Genomic DNA, 17,656 nt, shown 5'->3' with positions numbered 1-17,656 from the left:
AGTCCAGTACATAATGTTTCAGCTGGGGTACACGCCATCGTAACAGATTGCAGGAATCGATTAGTTCAGCCAATGATATGTCTTGTTTGGATTGTTTTGTTTGGGAACAAGCGTATGCTGATAGCGATCCTTCGCTTCCGGTACAAGGATGGTCTCTGGCAGCAGATTCGTTCCAATGCGTACAGGGGTGCCCTGAGGTGCGAGTGCAAACAGTTCCTCCACATCCCCAGTACTCATTCTCACACATCCAAGGGACTCATCCAGCCCAATACTGTCAGGCTCGTTGGTCCCATGGATGGCATAATTCGTATCCGACAGCTGCATGCCTCTTGTCCCAAATTCTCCATCAGAGCGACCATTTGGATTCACGACTTTGTCCGTAATGACAAAACTGCCTTCTGGTGTTCGCCCTCCCCCTAACCCGACCTCATAATTGCGAATAATGGTATTACCGCTAATCAATGCAAGTCTGTGGTTGCTTTTATCGACTACGATCTCCAATGGATCCTGTAAAAAGAGTTCCCCTCCAAGCGTGTCTGCAAATGGACCACCCGCTTGCGGAGCAGGTGATTGCCCGGCTTGTTCCTGACCTGCTTGTTCCTGACCTGCCTCTTTCTTTCCTTGCTGCTGCATCGCAAGTATTGCCGGAAACATGTCTTTCATCCCCGGTGCCGTCTCACCCAATATATTGTTTGGAAAAGGCTGCGCAAGCTGACTTACGTTTTTGGGCCAGGTTTTGTTTTGCTTGTAGTATGTATGGATTGCACTGGACAACGATGCGGCTGCTTCTTGTTTGGCTGTCCACGCTTGTGCAAGCGGCTTGATGTCTTTTGAAACTTCCGGCGGTTCGCAGTTGCACTGGTCGGCATCATAACTTTGGGCTGTTAATCTGCCACTGCTATTGGTTTGCACAATATATTTTACCGGCATGTTCCGTTTCCATAACGCCCAATCGTCAGAAGTCTGCATGCCCAGAACAGCCGATGTTTCCACCTTGGATCCCGCACCAGACCATGCAGCAGCGAGCGCAGTTTCTCCCTGATGGTTCCCTCCGAATCTCGCAGCTGTAAAAACATTCGAATTGGTGGTAGGAGCTGAAACAGCTTCACGATCATCAGAGATTGGGCCATCCGCCCAGTCATCATCCCCGGTTTCCAAAGCCGAGGCCAACGCTTCAGCTGCATCACGATTGAATCCTGGAGCATCTGCAGGCGGTACCAGAGCTAACACAAGAAGCATCAACAGGGTCAGCCACATTTTGCGAATGCGCTGTTTCTTCTCCTTCTGTTCTCCCATCTCCACCAGCTTGTTTTGATAATCCACCCATATGTCTGCAGGAGCCTTACTCCGTTCAAATGCTTCGTAAACTTCGCCCGCTTGCTGAAAACAATAGTTGGCCTTGCCTTCCTGACCTTCACGTACATACTCCTTACCGAGCAAATACCAGGCCATTTTATTATCAGGATGTTTCTTAACATATGTTCTTAGGTGAGTATTCTGCATCCGATCCTCCGCTTGATTTCTCTTTTTCCATTACTATCTTTTATATCGGCAGAGGACGGAATGAAATCCATAGGACTTGAGTACCCGGATGAAACGCAAAGCATTCGACAAAATATCACAACCTGGTAAACTATAAAACCCTTGTCAACATGAATCTCTAGACACTAAAAAAAGCACGTCCCACTGCCTAAGACAGAGGAATGTGCTTCTTCCTGGTTATATGGTGTATAATTAGCCTTCTTTGTTAAAAGGTTCATCCGCTACTTTGATGGAATCTGTTGGGCAGCCATCACAAGCATCTTGCATATCATCGAACAGGTCGTCCGGGATAGCCTTGATTCCTTGGTTAGCGTCGCCATCAAAAATTACTTCTGCCAAACCTTCATCATCATAGTCATAGATGTCAGGCGCCGTTGCTCCGCAAGCACCACATGCAATACATGTGTCTTTTTCAACCCAAGTGTACTTACTCATTACAATCTCTCCTCCTAAAATTCGAAACGTACAGTGTTTTTATCTAAAAAACATATTAAACCAAAGTAAAAGTAATTTCAAATTATTTTGACAACATCAAGAGTATATTATGCCCTATTTAATCAAGACTTTGCAAGTTATCTTTTTGCAGAGACGTGCCCCTCACCTTGTGATTACGGAGCAAAACGGATGGATCATCCCCAAGCATGCCCGCTGTTACAACAGCATTCTCTCCAAATTTGTCACGCAGCTGGTCCATAATGCGAATCAGATTCTCCTTTTTCGGCTTCTGTTCGTATTCAAACAGATCCAGCTGTACAACTGATTCCTCACGTGGAATCAAATTCTGAAGGGTAACTCCCAGCATGCGTACAGGCTTCCCACCATTCCAGTGCTTGGCAAATAAAGCACAGGCTTCTCGGTAGATTATCGTTGCATCCTCCGTAGGAACTTCCATCATCCGTGAACGGGTGATCGTTTTCATATCTGGTGTTCGGATTGTAATCTGAATCCCCTGACTCAGCATCTCGTGCTTGCGCAAACGCCTGGCCACTTGATCACTAATGTTGAGCAGTACCCGGTGTACGTCGTCCATTTCGGTAATGTCCGCTGGTAATGTTGTTGTATGCCCAATGGATTTGTTCGCTTCCCGCTCTGGCTGAACAATCGAATGATTGATGCCATTGGCTGAATTCTTCAACCAGGTACCGTTAATTCCGAATACATCCGTCAGCATCCGTTCATCTGATTTTGCAAGCTGTCCTATGGTTTCGATGCCCAGCTTTTTCAGTTTTTCAGCCGTCTTTTTGCCAATACCGAACAACTCATTGCAGGGTCTATGCCAGAGAATCTGAGGTACATCCCTCATTCGCAAGATGGAAATACCGTTAGGTTTCTTCAGATCGGAAGCCATCTTTGCCAGCAGCTTGTTGGGTGCAATGCCGATGGAACATGGAAGTCCCAGTTCTTCCCGTATTCGTTGCTGGATGCTCTCCGCAATTTCCATGGGTGTGCCGAACTGTTTAGAGCCTGTGATATCCAGATAACATTCATCTATTGAGGTTGCCTCCAGCAGCGGTGTATAACTGTAGGCTATTTTCATAAATGCTCTTGAATATTGTCGATATAGGTGAAAATCAGGACGAATTACGATTAATTCCGGACATTTTTTCATCGCCTGATGCACAACCATGCCTGTTGAAATGCCTTTTCTTCGAGCCGTATATGAACACGTTACGATAACACCTTTTCTTACTTCACTGCTGCCTGCAACAGCTGTTGCTTTACCTCTGTATAGTTCCGGCTCTTCGGCTTCATGCACCGAGCAATAAAATGCGTTCATGTCGACATGCAAAATTACCCTTCCGGCGGCAGGGTAATATCGATCCACATTCGTGTGACGGGTTCCATCCCCAGACATGTACCTCCGCCCTTTCGTACTCTAGTTAATGAAGCTTAAATATCTATTAACCCTATTATATCAAGTTCGTTATGTAAAATCAGTTACGTTTTATTTCCGAATGGATCGGATGAACGATCGAATAATTAGCCACCCTACACTTGCAAAAAGGACTAAAGCAATCAAGAAAATAATTGTATTTTCCCATACAAAATTCATTTATACCCCTCCTATTTTCCATAAATCCCATTTACCAGTCAAAATTCAATATAACATACATTTCGATATCATTCTTACGTGATCATGGAGAAACAAAAAATTTGTTACACGAAACTGCGATTTCTGTGTAGCATTTGGCCATAATGGTGCTATAATAATTAATTATACAAATTCGCGACTTTAGGACAAATCAACGCATGGAGTTTAACACAGTGTAGCGTTGCAGAACCGAAGGATTTACATGCTAACTATTTGAATACTTTTCCAACACAACATTTAACTTTTTAAAAAGCGCTTTATCTCAAAGGAGGATCTTCATGTCAAAGGCCATTTCCATCTTCGATACGACTTTACGTGACGGCACACAAGGGGAGGGTGTCAGTTTATCGGCAGATGACAAGCTCAAAATTGCCAAGAAACTCGACGACCTAGGTGCTCATTATATTGAAGGCGGAATTCCCGGCAGCAACACCAAGGACATTGAGTTTTTCAAAAGAGTAAAAGAATTACATCTCAATGCCAAGGTCGTTGCTTTTGGCAGTACACGTCGCAAAGGAAGCATCGCCAGCGAAGACGCCAATTTGAAACGGATGATCGAATCCGGTGCACAAGCAGCAACATTGGTCGGTAAATCGTGGGATTTCCACGTCCATACCGCCTTGCAAACCACTTTGGAAGAGAATCTATCCATGATCTATGATTCCATTGCTTATTTGAAGCAAAATGGAATGGAAGTTATTTTCGATGCCGAGCACTTCTTCGATGGATTCAAACATAACCCGGAGTATGCTCAAGCTGTGTTAACAAAAGCTCATGAAGCCGGTGCAGACTGGCTCGTGATGTGTGATACCAACGGCGGAACCATGCCGCATGAAGTATACGAGATTGTATCCAGACTCTCTGGAAGTCTCCCTCATGCTCATCTCGGAATTCATACACATAATGACTGTGAACTGGCTGTCGCTAATACGCTTAGTGCTGTACAAGCCGGTGCCAGACAGGTTCAAGGTACGATGAACGGTTATGGAGAACGTTGCGGCAATGCCAATCTGGCTTCCATTATTCCGAACCTACAGCTCAAGCTTGGATATGAATGCGTGTCCGAAGATTCGATGAAACAGCTTACTAACGTAGCCCGCTATGTTAGCGAGATTGCCAATGTGAACATGCCGATCAATCAGCCTTATGTCGGTAATGCAGCCTTCGCTCATAAGGGCGGTATTCACGTCTCTGCTATCCTGCGTGATTCCCGTACTTACGAACATATCGTACCTGAACTTGTCGGGAACAAACAGCGTGTACTCGTTTCAGAGCTGGCTGGACAGAGCAACATCGTCTCCAAGGCACAGGAACTCGGACTGGAGTTCGATCCAAGCAGCGCCAATTCACGTCAGATCATTGAAAAAATCAAAGATTTGGAGCATCAAGGTTATCAGTTTGAAGGTGCGGATGCTTCCCTCGAGCTGCTCATTCGCGAAGCAAACGGAGATATGAAGGAACTGTTCACATTTGAATCCTTCAAAATGCTCGTGGAAAAAGCAGCCGACAAATCCGTTGTTTCCGAAGCATTTGTTAAGCTCAATGTTGCTGGAACAAGCGTTTATACTGCTGCAGAGGGTAATGGTCCGGTGAATGCTCTCGATAACGCTCTTCGGAAAGCACTTGTCCAGTATTTCCCTTCGCTTGCTAACATGCATCTCTCTGACTATAAAGTTCGTGTACTTGATGAGAAGGATGCCACGGCAGCCAAAGTACGTGTATTAATCGAATCCAAAAATACAGAGAATACATGGAATACGGTTGGCGTTTCCGAAAACGTCATTGAAGCCAGCTGGGAAGCCCTTGTTCACAGTTTCCGTTATGCCCTGCTTCAGGAAAAGTTACAGGACGAGCCGAATGTTGTCCACACAGCCATGCATGGATTAAGTAACCATTAACGCTTATTTCCCGGAAAATAAACGAAGCGCCTGTCTCCAAAATCAATGGGGACAGGCGCTTTTTATCTGACTTACTAGTTGATGACTTTCTTGATTTTACGCTCCAATTCCTTCTCGGGCAAAATGCCGAGTATGACTTCCTGGATCACCCCATTCTTGTCAATCAGCACATTTGTAGGAAAAGCGACACCATTATACTTGGCATAGGCTTCCCCGTCCTCATCGAGCAAAATAGGGAACGTCAGTTTGTATTCCTCCACAAAAGCTTTAGCATCTTTCAGCTTATCGTAAGGGGTTACATTGACTCCATACATATCCATTTCATCTTTATATTTAGCAGCCAAGGTATTAAGCGCTGGCGCTTCCTCCTTGCAGGGTTCACACCAGGAAGCCCAGAAGCTGACAAATACAGCCTTTTCCTTCGCTCCTCCTGCGGAATATGTTTTTCCATCCATGCCTTTAAGAGAGAACCCTGGGGCCAGTAATCCCGCTCTCGGTCCTGTTTCGGTTGGGAGCGGCTCTTCTTGCTTGAACACGGCAGCGATCCCGCTATCCGCATTTTGAGCCAGTGCAACCCCAATGAGCAATACAACACCAAGCAGTATGTATATGTTTCGTTTCATGTCCAGCCACCTTCTTGTAGAATCAGCATTTCGGTATGACTTTATTACCGTCACTCACCGCAAGTGGCCCTAACCACTTGATTCGTTTGCACATGGGTGATGTCTTATTACATGTTGTAAAATACTCTCTTTAATATTGTACCCTTTTCCTTTAAAATTTTACAATCAGGGATCATACAAATTCAAACAAAAAAAAGGACCCCTGCCTAAGCAGGAGCCAAAGAGAGAGGGGTGAATACAAAATGGCAGCACTTCACGGACAGCAAAACACGATCTTCATTCCTTCTTCCGTAGAGGAAGAAATGTCGAAACACATGTACAATTCGCTGCCACAGGAAGCCTGCGGGGTTGTGCTGGGTGAAGCTGCAGCGGGCGGCATACGAATCAGTCGGTTTCAGCCAATTCGCAACGTTGCGCCTAACCCGCTGCATCACTTCAGCCTGGATGAGGCGGAATGGATTCGTTGCTTATTCAACGAGCCAAAGCTCGTTGGTATCTTCCACTCACATCCGAAGACCAGTCCCATACCGTCCCATCAGGACCTCATGTCACTTCCAGCTTACGCCGAATTGATCAAGGTGTATCTGATCGGCACACCCGCTCTGACAAGCAAGTCTGAACCTTGTATGCATCTGAATGGTTATGAGATCCTGTACAACGTGAAAGACCCAAATAAGTCAAATGGGCAAAAGTGCTATGAACTTCAGCCAGCACAACTACGCATGACTTAAATGGGTATACAAGTCACCCAGTGTTTCTACATTTTTATGAGTCATATCCTCCAAATAACAGGACCATAGCTGCGCGGTCATCTTGGCATCTTCCAATGCATGATGACGTCCGTATATCGGTATGCCCCTTGATTCCAGCAGTTCATCGAGACCATAGCCCGGTCTTCCCGGCTCCAGCCAGCGAGCCAGCATCATGGTGTCGATCAGCCGATGGCTCAGCCTCACTTTGGAGGTACGCCACAGAGCAGCATTCAGAAATGCCCGATCATGCGCACTTGCATGTGCAACCAGTACACTGCCGCCAACAAAAGACATAAAATCATGCAGGCCCTCCAGCAAAGTAGGTGCATCGACGCACATCTGCTGTGTGATGCCTGTAAGTTCGGTAATGTGTTCTGGTATTGCAGCTTTGGATTGAACGAGTGTATAGAACTGTTCTCCTTCCAGTACTACACCACCACTGATGCGCACAGCGCCAAATGAGAGAATCTCGTCTCCATGCTGCGGCGAAAAGCCTGTCGTCTCCAGATCGAATACAACCGCATCCAATTCATTCAGCGGCGTATGCAGAACTTCCGGTCTGCGCTGCTCCCTCATCATTGAGCGAATGAACGCCATGTGTTGCGCCGTTGGGGCCCCCATTATGGAAGCGATGGCAGAAGGAACCCCTCCCTGACGCAGCGAATTCCAAAATCCAGTATTGCCCCTTGCCGGCTCTCTCATGGACGTCTCCTTTCTGCAAAACGAAGTTGTCTTTGCAGTGCGCGATGCACACGTCGCACCTGTCCTAATGTATCCCGCAATTCATAATGCATCTGTTTTTGCTTCATTTGTTTCTCATCCAGAAAACCACTGCTCTGCTGCAGCCCACCTCTAATGACGACTGGTGTACTGCGTCTAAACTTCAGTGCTATCATAAAAGCTCGCCCTGCCGCATCAAGCAGTGTAAGGGGAACCGCTTCAAGGGACACCAATCTCTGTATGCGCTTGAGCGTAGATGTTTCCTTAATCCCATGCTGGAGTGCCAGGAAACGCGCACTGTTTACCAGTGGAATATATAGTCCATACTTGACGTCGAATCCGCCAGCATGTTCTCCAAACCTTTCTGTGACCACCTGACCGAGAATATTCAGGGTTGCCTTGTGTTTAACCGTATTGCGAAGGACAGCATCAGACAGCTCGGGAACGGCTCTGAATCCATCATAGAAGGCAGCAATCCATTCATCTGCCAGTCCTTTCTCCCCTGCCACAAAACGCATATCCGAAGCAATGATCAAATTGCGCACAGGTTCCCACGCCAGATCCGACCTCCACATCCGAAGCTGTTCCTTCCAAGATTCCAGTGTTTTGCGCCATAACGGCTCTGAACACATCACTTTTCCTTCACATTTGGCATAGCCTAGCTCTTCAAGCATATCAGCCATTCGTCGCCCGAGTTCGGCAAAATATTCCTCTTTTCCCTCATGCGGGTTATCGCTGATGATCATGCCATTGTCCTGATCACTCCATAATGTAGCTTCTTCCCTGCCCGAACTGCCAAAAACGATAAAGGCATAGGGGACGGGAGGCCGGCCGAAGCCTTCCTCTACCATCCCCTGGATGCATAACTCTACTGCTTTCCGGTATATTCGGTCATGCAGTTCATTTACCGTTTGGTACCACTCGATTGGCGACAAGGAAGCGGACAACAATTCCTGGAGCTCATTCTGCAGTACTACACGTGCCTGGCGCAGCTCCTCGGTTGAAGCAGCACCATCGATCCCTTGATAGGACCAAGAATGGTTTATAAACGGGATAGGTTCCATCATGTCCTGCCTCCTTGAAGCGTGATTCAGTCATCATTCACCTTAGGAGCTGAACGTACCGCCACCACTCGTTTTACCTTCAATACTTTTCATTTGCTCAGGGTACCCATAAGTACCGTGCTCACTAAGATCCAGACCCATGGTTTCCTCTTCTTCAGTTACACGAATACCCATGATGGCTTTCATTCCGCCAAGGATAATGAAGGAAACAACCAGTACGAAGGCGAATGCACCTACCAGACCCAAAAGTTGAACTCCCAGCTGATGGAATCCACCGCCGTAGAACAGACCTGCTTGACCTACACCTACACTTTCAGCAAGCTCCGGAGTTGCGAACAATCCTGTGGAAATCGCTCCCCACATACCAGCGATACCATGAACGGAGAACGCGTAGATTGGATCGTCAATTCCTTTGCGATCGAAGAATTGAGCCGTGAAGAATGTGATAATACCTGCCAAAGCACCGATAACCAGAGCTGCCCAAGGTTCTACAAAGGCACAAGCACCTGTAATCGCAACGAGTGCTGCAAGCACACCGTTCAGCATGCTAGGAATATCGGATTTACCAAGAACTGCCCAAGAGATCAACAGTGCCGCAACACCACCCGCTGCAGCTGCAACGTTTGTAGTCAATGCAACATAACCGAAGAATCCATCGCCCATCGCAGACAATGTGCTACCTGGGTTGAATCCGAACCAACCGATCCAGAGAATGATAACACCGAGAACAGAGTAAACTTGGTTGTGACCCGGAATGATGTTAGGTTTTCCGTCTTTGTTGTATTTACCGATACGTGGTTTCAACAGGATCGTAGCTACCAATGCAGCTGTTGCACCTGTCAAGTGAACTACGGTTGAACCTGCGAAGTCTTGCATACCCAGCTCTGCGAGCCAGCCGCCGCCCCATACCCAGTGAGCAACAACCGGATACATGATAATGGTATAAAGTGTTCCGAAAACAATATATACGCTCATTTTTGCACGTTCAGCCATACCACCGCAGGCGATGGCCAGAGATACTGCCGCAAAAGCGAGGTGGAATACAAATTTAATGGTAAGTGGAACATCGGAGAAGGCCAGTGATTCGAAGGATGCAGCCATTTGGTCACCACTCAGGAAAAATCCTGTTGTTCCAAAAAAGCTGTTCCCGTTACCGAAGCCAAGACCGAAGCCCAGAGCCCAGAAGGCAATAACCGAAATACCCAATGTCAGGATCGTTTTACCCGCAATATGTCCTGCATTCTTCATTCGTGTTGAACCTGCTTCCAATAAAGCAAATCCCCCTTGCATCAAGAAAACCAGCACTACAGCCAAAAACGTAAAGGCTGAGTTCAAACCCGTTTGAAGTTCAATGTTCGTCGGCCCCTCCGCAGAAGCGAATGCGCTGACTGGGAAAGCCAGTAACGTAAGCATTAATAACACCGCAACCAACCATTTCTTTCTCATGTACCCCACTCCCTCTTATGTTAAGTTTCTTCACATATCGTGAAACTCTTAATGTCATTATAAGCAGAAGACAGGAAAGTTGACAAGAGTATTTTAATCAAATCAGAAAAATATTTCTGGGAATAAAGTCATGCGTCTTTTTCTTGCACTTAAGTACATATTCATGTCCCATGAGCACATAGACATAGAAACATGCCTCATTCACAATAAAAGCATAACGTTTGACTGTATGGTTAAAGATCATGTATCATAACTATATAGTAAGAAAAGAATGGGGCGGAGTCTGTAAAGCCGCAAGTGGAATCTACAATTCCCTACATTAGAACTTGCAAGCGAGGTGAATACCATTGGGGATATGAAACTGTTTCGGATTGGCGAACTTGCCAAGACCGCTGGTGTAAGTGAACGGACGATTGATTACTACACGAAGCTTGGTTTGATCGCTCCTGAAGAGCGGACAGAAAAAAACTATCGTCTATATAGTAATGAAACTTTAACCAGACTTGAACGTATTGTACAGATGAAACAAGAGAAATATAGTCTCGACGAGATTAAGCAATCTCTTGAGAAGTGGAGTCTGGTTAGCACAGAAGAGCAGGTTGCCAGCAAACTGACAACTCTTGAACTCCATGTTCAACAACTTGAGCGAGAGGTCAATGAACTCAAACCGCTGCTTGGCGAGATGAAACCTGTACAAGCACGTAAGATGATGGCAGGCCTACTCACGAAAAGTGCCGGTACGATGGAAGCCTTGAAAATCTTGCTTGAGAACACCATGATGTAGCTTATTATTAGAAAGCGGAGGAATGAATATGAGTTTTAATAACGGTATGTTCGTTTTGATCATTATCGCCTTCTTGCTCTCCTTGTGGGCGCAATTTCGCGTTAAGAGTACATTCAACCGTTGGTCGGGAGTCCAAAACCTGAACGGCATGACTGGGTATGATGCAGCTCGTCATATGCTGGATGCTAATGGTCTGCACGACGTTCCAATTGAACCCGTGCGCGGGGCCCTCTCCGATCACTACGATCCGATAAACCGGGTTGTACGATTGTCCGAACCTGTATATTATGAAAATTCAATATCAGCTGTTTCCGTAGCCTGTCACGAGGTCGGCCATGCCATACAGCACAAGGAAAGCTATCCGATGCTGGCTCTTCGCCACCGGATCTTCCCGATTGTAAACTTCGCATCTGGACTTGCACCTTTTCTGTTGATTGCCGGTTTTATCTTCAACGCCATGAACCTTGTTGGTCTCGGTATCATCTTCTTCTCCGTTACCGTTGCGTTCCAGCTCATCACGTTGCCCGTAGAGTTCAATGCCAGCAATCGAGCTCGTGAAATCATGGTTTCTGAAGGTTACATTCGCAATGAAGAAGAAAAAGGTGTTGCCAAGGTTCTGAACGCCGCAGCGTTAACCTATGTGGCCGCTGCACTGATCTCCCTGCTTGAATTGATCCGTTACATCGGAATTTTCAACAGTCGCGACTAATCGAACATATATAGAAACAAAAAAAACAATACCCCACCGTTTACTCGGATGGGGTATTGTTTTGCTGTAAACCGAAGTAGTTAAGTAAAAACGAACGAAATGACTGTGCTACAAGTGGCAATTTGTCATCCGCCCGATGGATTAACCCAATGGTCCGCGTTACTTTGGGATGAGAAATGGCAACATGTGCCGGTTGCAGTGGATTGGTCTGGAAAAGTGCCATTTCCGGCAGCAGACTCACTCCCATGCCCGCTGCAACCAACCCGCGGATGGTGTCCGTCTCTTCACCTTCAAAAGCAATTTTCGGCGTAAATCCTGCTTCCAGGCAGGCATGCCAAACGATCGGGCGCAATGAATACCCTTTGCTGAACAGTACAAATTTATCATCTTTGAGCTGTTCAAGTGCAATTTCCTCTTCTCCTGCAAGCGGGTGATTCGGAGGAAGAATGGCATGTAATTCTTCGGTTAGCACGATATCACCTGCGACCTGATCATGCTTTTCCGGAAAAGGTGATATGAAAGCCAGATCCACCTCAGCAGACAGCACGTCACGAATGAGCGTCGGGAACATGCCCTGCTTAAATCTGAATTTGACATTGGGATAACGCTGACGAAATGCGGCCACGACCGAAGGAATCAGATGGATACCCAGACTATGAGGAAAACCAATACGAATTTCACCATGTTCCGGATCCAAAAACTCATGAACTTCCCCGACTGCTTTGTCCAGATCCTTTAAAATCCCTTCAACACGCTTGCAGAAGAGCTGACCTACTGCCGTCAACTGCAGATTCCTCCCCTTTTGCATGAAGAGGTCAACACCCAGCTCTTCTTCCAGCTGATGAATCTGACGACTCACTGCTGACTGTGCGACATGCAGCTCTTCGGCTGCTTGGGTCACATGCTCCTTCTGTGCCACTTTCAAAAAGTAATGCAACTGTCTTAATTCCACTCGCCTGACATCTCCATTCTGCTATACCCTTCTTAGACCTGCCTTCATTCCGTCCTCAGATCATTACACCCATACGTGTTTATTGCTTTCTGAATTTCCTCGGCCGCCACAATCGGATAAGAAGTCCGTAAATAAAGAATCCACCCAACAATCCACCCAAATGAGCCATCCAGTTGATGCCCGACATGGCAAATGAGAAAATAATACCGAATGCAAGCAGTGTATACAACGTTTTGCGTGATGCTTCATCCATCATCGTCCGCTGGAACAGAGCAACATACAGAAACGCACCATAAATCCCGTAAATGGCTCCTGATGCACCTACAGAGATGGTTGTTTCTCCTGCAGAGTTATACCAGGCAAGCGCCAAAACGTTACCCAAAACCCCGCTGCCCAGATATAATAAGCCATATCTTACCGATCCGAGCAAGCGCTCCATCGGAGGTGCGAATACAACCAGCGCAAAGCTGTTAAACAGCAGATGACTAAAACCCGCATGAAGAAAAATGGACGAAAAATATCTCCACCATTCTCCCGAGAAAAGCTCGTGGTTCGTCAAAGCACCAAATCTCAGCAATGTCATCGTATTCGTCGATCCACCATTGGCAGCAAGTATTATAAACATCACGACATTGGCAACCAACAAAATTGACGTCAGCGGGAAAAATTTCAAATAACTTCTCCAATTTTCATACCGAATAAATATCATACGTTTTCCCTTTCACTCCACCCTGTTCAGATCTTCCTTCACTTGGCATTCATTATCATAATTGCACGCCCGAATTGGACAATGCCTTTCATAAAAGATTATAATGGATTTTGGCACGGATCACCAATTTAAGGAGGAACATTATTATGGCACAAGAACGCACAGGCGCAGCCACATTCAAAGGCAACCCTATTACATTGATCGGACCCGAATTGAAAGTGGGCGATCAAGCTCCCGATTTTACATTGAGCAAAAATCTGCTTGAAGATGCATCCCTGAAAGACTTCGCAGGCAAAATCAAACTAATCAGCGTCGTTCCTTCACTGGATACTGGAGTATGCGATGCCCAAACTCGCCGCTTCAACGTTGAAGCCGGAGACCTTGGCGACAATGTTGTCGTTTTGACGGTAAGCGTTGACCTTCCATTTGCACAGGAACGCTGGTGCGGAGCTGCCGGTGTAGACCGCGTTGTAACATTGTCCGATTACAAAACACGCTCTTTCGGCGAAAACTACGGTGTTCTGATCAAGGAATTCCAATTGGACATGCGTTCCATCTTCGTAGTGGATACCGAAGACCGGATTACATATGTGGAATATCTGCCTGAGATGACAGAATCCCCTAACTTCGAGCAAGCCATCGCCGCAGTAAAAGCTTTGCTGTAAAAGGACTCCACGTTCAGAACAAAAGCGAGGAAGGTTCACCTTCTCTCGCTTTTTGTGTTACCATCCATCTATTTCAATCGTTTGCCTTATATTTGGCGAGCTTCTTATCGAGCACAGAAAACAGATTCATGATCGTTCGATAATTGGAACCCAGATCTCCAAGCGAACCACGTGAAGCTGAATACATATCTACTGCACTTCGAACCGGACTTACCGAAATAACTGAAACCGTAATATCCATGGTCCGCCCAAACGTCGTGCGTTTCTCCAGAATAATCTCTCCGACCGAAGGAACCTCGTGAAGCACCTTATAACCCGGAATCTTTTTCAATGTTGAAGAAACCTCTTCCCAGGCTCTTTCTTTGGATAAATTATAATACCGTGTTTTTAATTTGGGATCCTTGGCTCGATCGCTGGTCCCCTCCATACTGCGGATGATACCGACGAGCGTTCTCTTTAAGGTCAAGACCCTTCCTCCTTTGAATGTAACCGTTCCATTTATGTATTCTAGTGTAACATTGTTCAGGTAGTAACAAAAGGGCGTACCGCGCTTTTAACGCAAATACACTGGTCAAAATATAAAAGTTCAAATAAAAAACACCCTGAGCTTCCTGGATTAGAGGAAAGAGTCAGGGTGCTGTACTTGTAAAATAGGAACCCGCCATGCCGTCCGGCTACATTGTCTTATGAACCTGCTTAGCAGGTGGGTGACCGCAATAATGTATTATTTGAAGTCCCCATGTCGTATAGACAGGGCGTTTCAGCAACATTCTGTGTAGATCTCCCGAAGACATCATCATTGGTTCAAAACAACGAATAACCGAAACGTACATCGCAGGATGTACAGTTATTATATCCCTAACCGCATAAAAAGTAAATGGTGACGCCTCATGTTTTATTTTTGCAGATTTTCGTTTTTCACGTCAGAGGCTTCAAGATCACCGATTTTATCTACTCCATCATCATTTTGCGCCGCTTCTTCCTCTTCCTTCTTCTGCTGCATTTTCTCCATCTGCTCCTGCATTTTCATGAAGGTTGCGTAGAAGTTAAAGAATGCAAACCAGGCAATGATACTGATAATAAAGAAGACAAACAATACCGGATACCGGAATCCAATGTAAAACAATAGTCCGCTTCCGAGCAATGTGGAGAACACACGAAACGGTCTGATCAGAGTCAAGAGTACTGCATTCTTAATAATGAGTCCGATTGACATATGATAGTGTACAACCATCGAAAAAAAGTTAAACAAGGATACAAACAATAGCAACAGCAGCACAAGCATGATAATTCCCACTAGCTGCATATTGCGGAACTGTGTCATGTATACCGTGTAATCCAGATACATGATGGCAAACAGCACCGTATAAAATATACCTCCGATTAAGCTTTGTTTGTAGTTCTCTTTGTAGCCTACAAAGAATGTACGGAAGATCGGCACATCCGTGTCACCCATATTCCATTTACGAACGACCGTAAACAGGGCCGATGTTGCCGGAAATAGTGTAAGCGGTGCCACAATAGCTATAGCCCAGTTCATTTGCAATGATTCATTTGCGAGGTTCTGCTGCATAACGAGCAGTTTCATAATCAAGAAAAACAAGAACGGAGACGAACAAATAGCCCACAACAGATTGGTTGCGGCCAGTCTCGTAATCCACTCTGTAAGCCGATAGATCCCACCCATAGCTCCTTTAAATTCCAAACATTTCTCCTCCTCCGCAGCCTTGCGTATAACCTGAAGTCTAATATTAATATACCTTATTATTGATAGGAAAAGCCAGTACTTCCCGAAAACAGATCAGCAACCCTACTTGTTTAAGGGTTCTAGAGTGTAAAGGATTCATACAAATTGAGACATAAAAAAATGGAGCAGTTGCCTGCCCCATTTCTTAAGTCAGTCTTGCATATTATTCAAAAGAAGAATCTTTCGCAGGACGACGTCCTTCGTTGTTGCTTGGACGTGGTTTGCGGTCACGGTTGTAACCACCTTCTCTGCTTCCACCGCCACTGCTGTTGCGATCGCGGTTATATCCGCCGCGTCCGCCACCACTGCTGTTACGATCACGGTTGTAGCCGCCACCGCTGCGGTTGCCGCTGTAGCCGGATGGCTTACGTCCGCCAGAGCGAACATCCGGTTTACGACGTTTTGCACGGATCGGATCTTCTGGAGTCAGATCAACTTGAGCGTCTTTTTTGTCGCCTGTCAGGAGCTTCAGGGAAGCTGACAACAGTTGAACAGAATCATACTGCTCAAGCAATTGGATAGCGATACCTTTGTATTCATTCAGTTCGCCAGTTTGTACGATTTCGAGCAAGCGCTCAGCTGTCAAACGTTGTTTTCCTTCTACTGCTTCAGCCAGGGTTGGCAGAGGCTTACGAGGGATACGGTGACGAGTTACACGCTCAATAAAGTGCAGGTGGTCGATCTCACGCGGTGTAACGAAAGACCATGCAGCACCCTCTTTACCAGCACGACCTGTACGGCCGATACGGTGAACGTAGCTTTCCGGATCTTGCGGAAGGTCAAAGTTCACAACGTGTGTTACGCCGGATACGTCGAGACCACGTGCAGCCACGTCTGTTGCTACAAGTACATCAATGCTTCCATCACGGAATTTACGCATTACCGTATCACGTTGGTTCTGGGACAGATCACCATGGAGACCGTCAGCAGAATATCCACGTTTTTGCAGAGCTTCAGCCAATTCGTCAACACGACGTTTTGTACGACCGAATACGATTGCCAGTTCTGGAGATTCCATATCAAGCAAACGGCTAAGCGCTTCGAATTTTTGACGCTCTGGCACTTCAATGTACGCTTGGTCAATCAAAGGTGCGCTAACTTGTTTAGGGATAACGGACACGTGCTCAGGATTAGTCAGGAATTGCTGAGCCAATTTTTGAATGTTAGGAGGCATTGTTGCTGAGAAGAGCATCGTTTGACGATCAGCTGGGACTTGTTTCAGGATGGATTGGATATCCTCCATGAAGCCCATGTCGAGCATTTCATCTGCTTCATCCAATACAACAGTTTGTACATCTTCAAGTTTAATCGTTTTGCGGTTGATGTGATCCAGGAGACGTCCAGGTGTACCGATGATAATCTGTGGTTTTCTTTTCAGTGCACGGATTTGACGAACGATATCTTGTCCTCCGTAAATTGGCAGGGAGCGCAAACCTTTGAAGCGGGTAAGTTTTTCGATCTCTTCGGCAACTTGGATCGCAAGTTCACGTGTAGGTGCCATGATGAGGGCGCGGATTTTTTCGTCACTTTTGGAGATTTTGCTGATCAGCGGGATACCGAATGCAGCTGTTTTACCAGTACCTGTTTGAGCTTGGCCGATCAAATCCTTGCCTTCAAGCGCAATAGGGATCGATTTGGATTGAATCGGCGTCGCCTCTTCAAACCCGAGTTCGGTGATGGCTTGCAGCACCAATGGTTCTAAATTGAAATCTGAGAAATTTGTCAAAATTATTCATACTCCTTCTATAGGGTGGACATGGTGGACAATCCACTTTGTTGTCTGTATTCTTAAGTAGCGTTAATATTTATAGGGTATCCCATCTGCACGAATTATTTTCACCAATGACCATAATTCATGAATGGGTCCCCAACATAAGACTAAAACTACATACATGTGTTTGAAACATTTCAAATTTTATCGTTCCAATTGGAAAAAGTTCCCTACTCAAGAAT

Annotated in this window: 17 protein-coding genes and 1 other RNA gene; 5 read left to right on the top strand and 13 right to left on the bottom strand. The window is 46.0% G+C overall.

The window, feature by feature from the left end; genetic code table 11:
- Positions 1-60 precede the first annotated feature (60 nt).
- The 3 genes from F4V51_RS10110 to F4V51_RS10100 all read right to left on the bottom strand — a co-directional run bounded on the left by F4V51_RS10110 (position 61) and on the right by F4V51_RS10100 (position 3,397).
- On the bottom strand, positions 61-1,503 hold the full coding sequence (locus F4V51_RS10110; RefSeq protein ID WP_153977861.1) for a L,D-transpeptidase family protein: 1,443 nt from the start codon (positions 1,501-1,503) through the stop codon (positions 61-63).
- A 231-nt stretch (positions 1,504-1,734) separates the two neighbouring features.
- Positions 1,735-1,977, bottom strand: coding sequence for a ferredoxin (locus F4V51_RS10105; protein WP_062322102.1), 243 nt, complete (start codon positions 1,975-1,977; stop codon positions 1,735-1,737).
- A 118-nt stretch (positions 1,978-2,095) separates the two neighbouring features.
- Positions 2,096-3,397 (bottom strand): DNA polymerase IV, encoded by a 1,302-nt coding sequence (locus F4V51_RS10100; RefSeq protein WP_153977860.1) that lies wholly within the window; start codon positions 3,395-3,397, stop codon positions 2,096-2,098.
- Between the two features lie 515 nt (positions 3,398-3,912).
- Between F4V51_RS10100 and cimA the strand changes: the two genes are divergently transcribed.
- Positions 3,913-5,532 (top strand): citramalate synthase, encoded by a 1,620-nt coding sequence (cimA, locus tag F4V51_RS10095; RefSeq protein WP_153977859.1) that lies wholly within the window; start codon positions 3,913-3,915, stop codon positions 5,530-5,532.
- 74 nt (positions 5,533-5,606) lie between these two features.
- Here the strand turns inward: cimA and F4V51_RS10090 are convergent, their stop codons facing one another.
- The gene (locus tag F4V51_RS10090) at positions 5,607-6,155 is read right to left on the bottom strand and encodes a TlpA family protein disulfide reductase (protein ID WP_153977858.1); all 549 of its coding nucleotides are present in this window, start codon (positions 6,153-6,155) and stop codon (positions 5,607-5,609) included.
- A 242-nt stretch (positions 6,156-6,397) separates the two neighbouring features.
- Here F4V51_RS10090 and F4V51_RS10085 point away from each other — a divergent pair, with 242 nt between their 5' ends.
- On the top strand, positions 6,398-6,886 hold the full coding sequence (locus F4V51_RS10085; RefSeq protein WP_153977857.1) for a M67 family metallopeptidase: 489 nt from the start codon (positions 6,398-6,400) through the stop codon (positions 6,884-6,886).
- On the opposite strand, the gene F4V51_RS10080 is transcribed toward F4V51_RS10085, so the two are convergent.
- From F4V51_RS10080 to F4V51_RS10070, 3 genes are read right to left on the bottom strand one after another with little or no spacing between them, the layout of a single operon-like run.
- On the bottom strand, positions 6,872-7,609 hold the full coding sequence (locus F4V51_RS10080) for an exonuclease domain-containing protein (RefSeq protein WP_153977856.1): 738 nt from the start codon (positions 7,607-7,609) through the stop codon (positions 6,872-6,874). The two genes, F4V51_RS10085 and F4V51_RS10080, sit on opposite strands and share 15 nt — an antisense overlap.
- Positions 7,606-8,691 carry a DUF294 nucleotidyltransferase-like domain-containing protein gene (locus F4V51_RS10075; protein WP_153980639.1) on the bottom strand — a complete coding sequence of 362 codons (1,086 nt, stop codon included), beginning with the start codon at positions 8,689-8,691 and terminating at the stop codon, positions 7,606-7,608. Before F4V51_RS10075 ends, F4V51_RS10080 begins: the two co-directional genes overlap by 4 nt.
- 42 nt (positions 8,692-8,733) lie before the next feature.
- The gene (locus F4V51_RS10070) at positions 8,734-10,137 is read right to left on the bottom strand and encodes an ammonium transporter (RefSeq protein ID WP_095288008.1); all 1,404 of its coding nucleotides are present in this window, start codon (positions 10,135-10,137) and stop codon (positions 8,734-8,736) included.
- Between the two features lie 355 nt (positions 10,138-10,492).
- Here F4V51_RS10070 and F4V51_RS10065 point away from each other — a divergent pair, with 355 nt between their 5' ends.
- Positions 10,493-10,921, top strand: coding sequence for a MerR family transcriptional regulator (locus F4V51_RS10065; RefSeq protein ID WP_095288009.1), 429 nt, complete (start codon positions 10,493-10,495; stop codon positions 10,919-10,921).
- A gap of 28 nt (positions 10,922-10,949) precedes the next feature.
- Positions 10,950-11,630, top strand: a complete 681-nt coding sequence (locus F4V51_RS10060; RefSeq protein WP_153977855.1) for a zinc metallopeptidase — start codon at positions 10,950-10,952, stop codon at positions 11,628-11,630.
- Positions 11,631-11,670: 40 nt separating this feature from the next.
- On the opposite strand, the gene F4V51_RS10055 is transcribed toward F4V51_RS10060, so the two are convergent.
- Both F4V51_RS10055 and F4V51_RS10050 read right to left on the bottom strand, forming a co-directional pair.
- The gene (locus F4V51_RS10055) at positions 11,671-12,582 is read right to left on the bottom strand and encodes a glutamate biosynthesis transcriptional regulator GltC (protein WP_095288011.1); all 912 of its coding nucleotides are present in this window, start codon (positions 12,580-12,582) and stop codon (positions 11,671-11,673) included.
- 79 nt (positions 12,583-12,661) lie between these two features.
- Positions 12,662-13,291 (bottom strand): rhomboid family intramembrane serine protease, encoded by a 630-nt coding sequence (locus F4V51_RS10050; protein WP_153977854.1) that lies wholly within the window; start codon positions 13,289-13,291, stop codon positions 12,662-12,664.
- Positions 13,292-13,437: 146 nt separating this feature from the next.
- Here F4V51_RS10050 and tpx point away from each other — a divergent pair, with 146 nt between their 5' ends.
- The gene (gene tpx, locus F4V51_RS10045; protein WP_095288013.1) at positions 13,438-13,956 is read left to right on the top strand and encodes a thiol peroxidase; all 519 of its coding nucleotides are present in this window, start codon (positions 13,438-13,440) and stop codon (positions 13,954-13,956) included.
- 73 nt (positions 13,957-14,029) lie between these two features.
- Here tpx and F4V51_RS10040 read toward each other — a convergent pair whose 3' ends face one another.
- The 4 genes from F4V51_RS10040 to F4V51_RS10025 all read right to left on the bottom strand — a co-directional run bounded on the left by F4V51_RS10040 (position 14,030) and on the right by F4V51_RS10025 (position 17,429).
- The gene (locus F4V51_RS10040) at positions 14,030-14,422 is read right to left on the bottom strand and encodes a DUF1499 domain-containing protein (RefSeq protein ID WP_095288014.1); all 393 of its coding nucleotides are present in this window, start codon (positions 14,420-14,422) and stop codon (positions 14,030-14,032) included.
- Positions 14,423-14,607: 185 nt separating this feature from the next.
- A non-coding RNA gene (gene ssrS / locus F4V51_RS10035) (6S RNA) lies at positions 14,608-14,800 on the bottom strand.
- 51 nt (positions 14,801-14,851) lie between these two features.
- Positions 14,852-15,661, bottom strand: a complete 810-nt coding sequence (locus tag F4V51_RS10030) for a YesL family protein (protein ID WP_095288015.1) — start codon at positions 15,659-15,661, stop codon at positions 14,852-14,854.
- 205 nt (positions 15,662-15,866) lie between these two features.
- Complete coding sequence (locus F4V51_RS10025; RefSeq protein WP_153977853.1) at positions 15,867-17,429, bottom strand: degradosome RNA helicase CshA; 1,563 nt, start codon at positions 17,427-17,429, stop codon at positions 15,867-15,869.
- Between the last annotated feature and the right edge of the window lie 227 nt (positions 17,430-17,656).

The sequence above is a fragment of the Paenibacillus xylanilyticus genome, assembly GCF_009664365.1.
Taxonomy (GTDB): domain Bacteria; phylum Bacillota; class Bacilli; order Paenibacillales; family Paenibacillaceae; genus Paenibacillus; species Paenibacillus xylanilyticus_A.
This window is presented reverse-complemented; position numbering and strand designations above follow the sequence as displayed.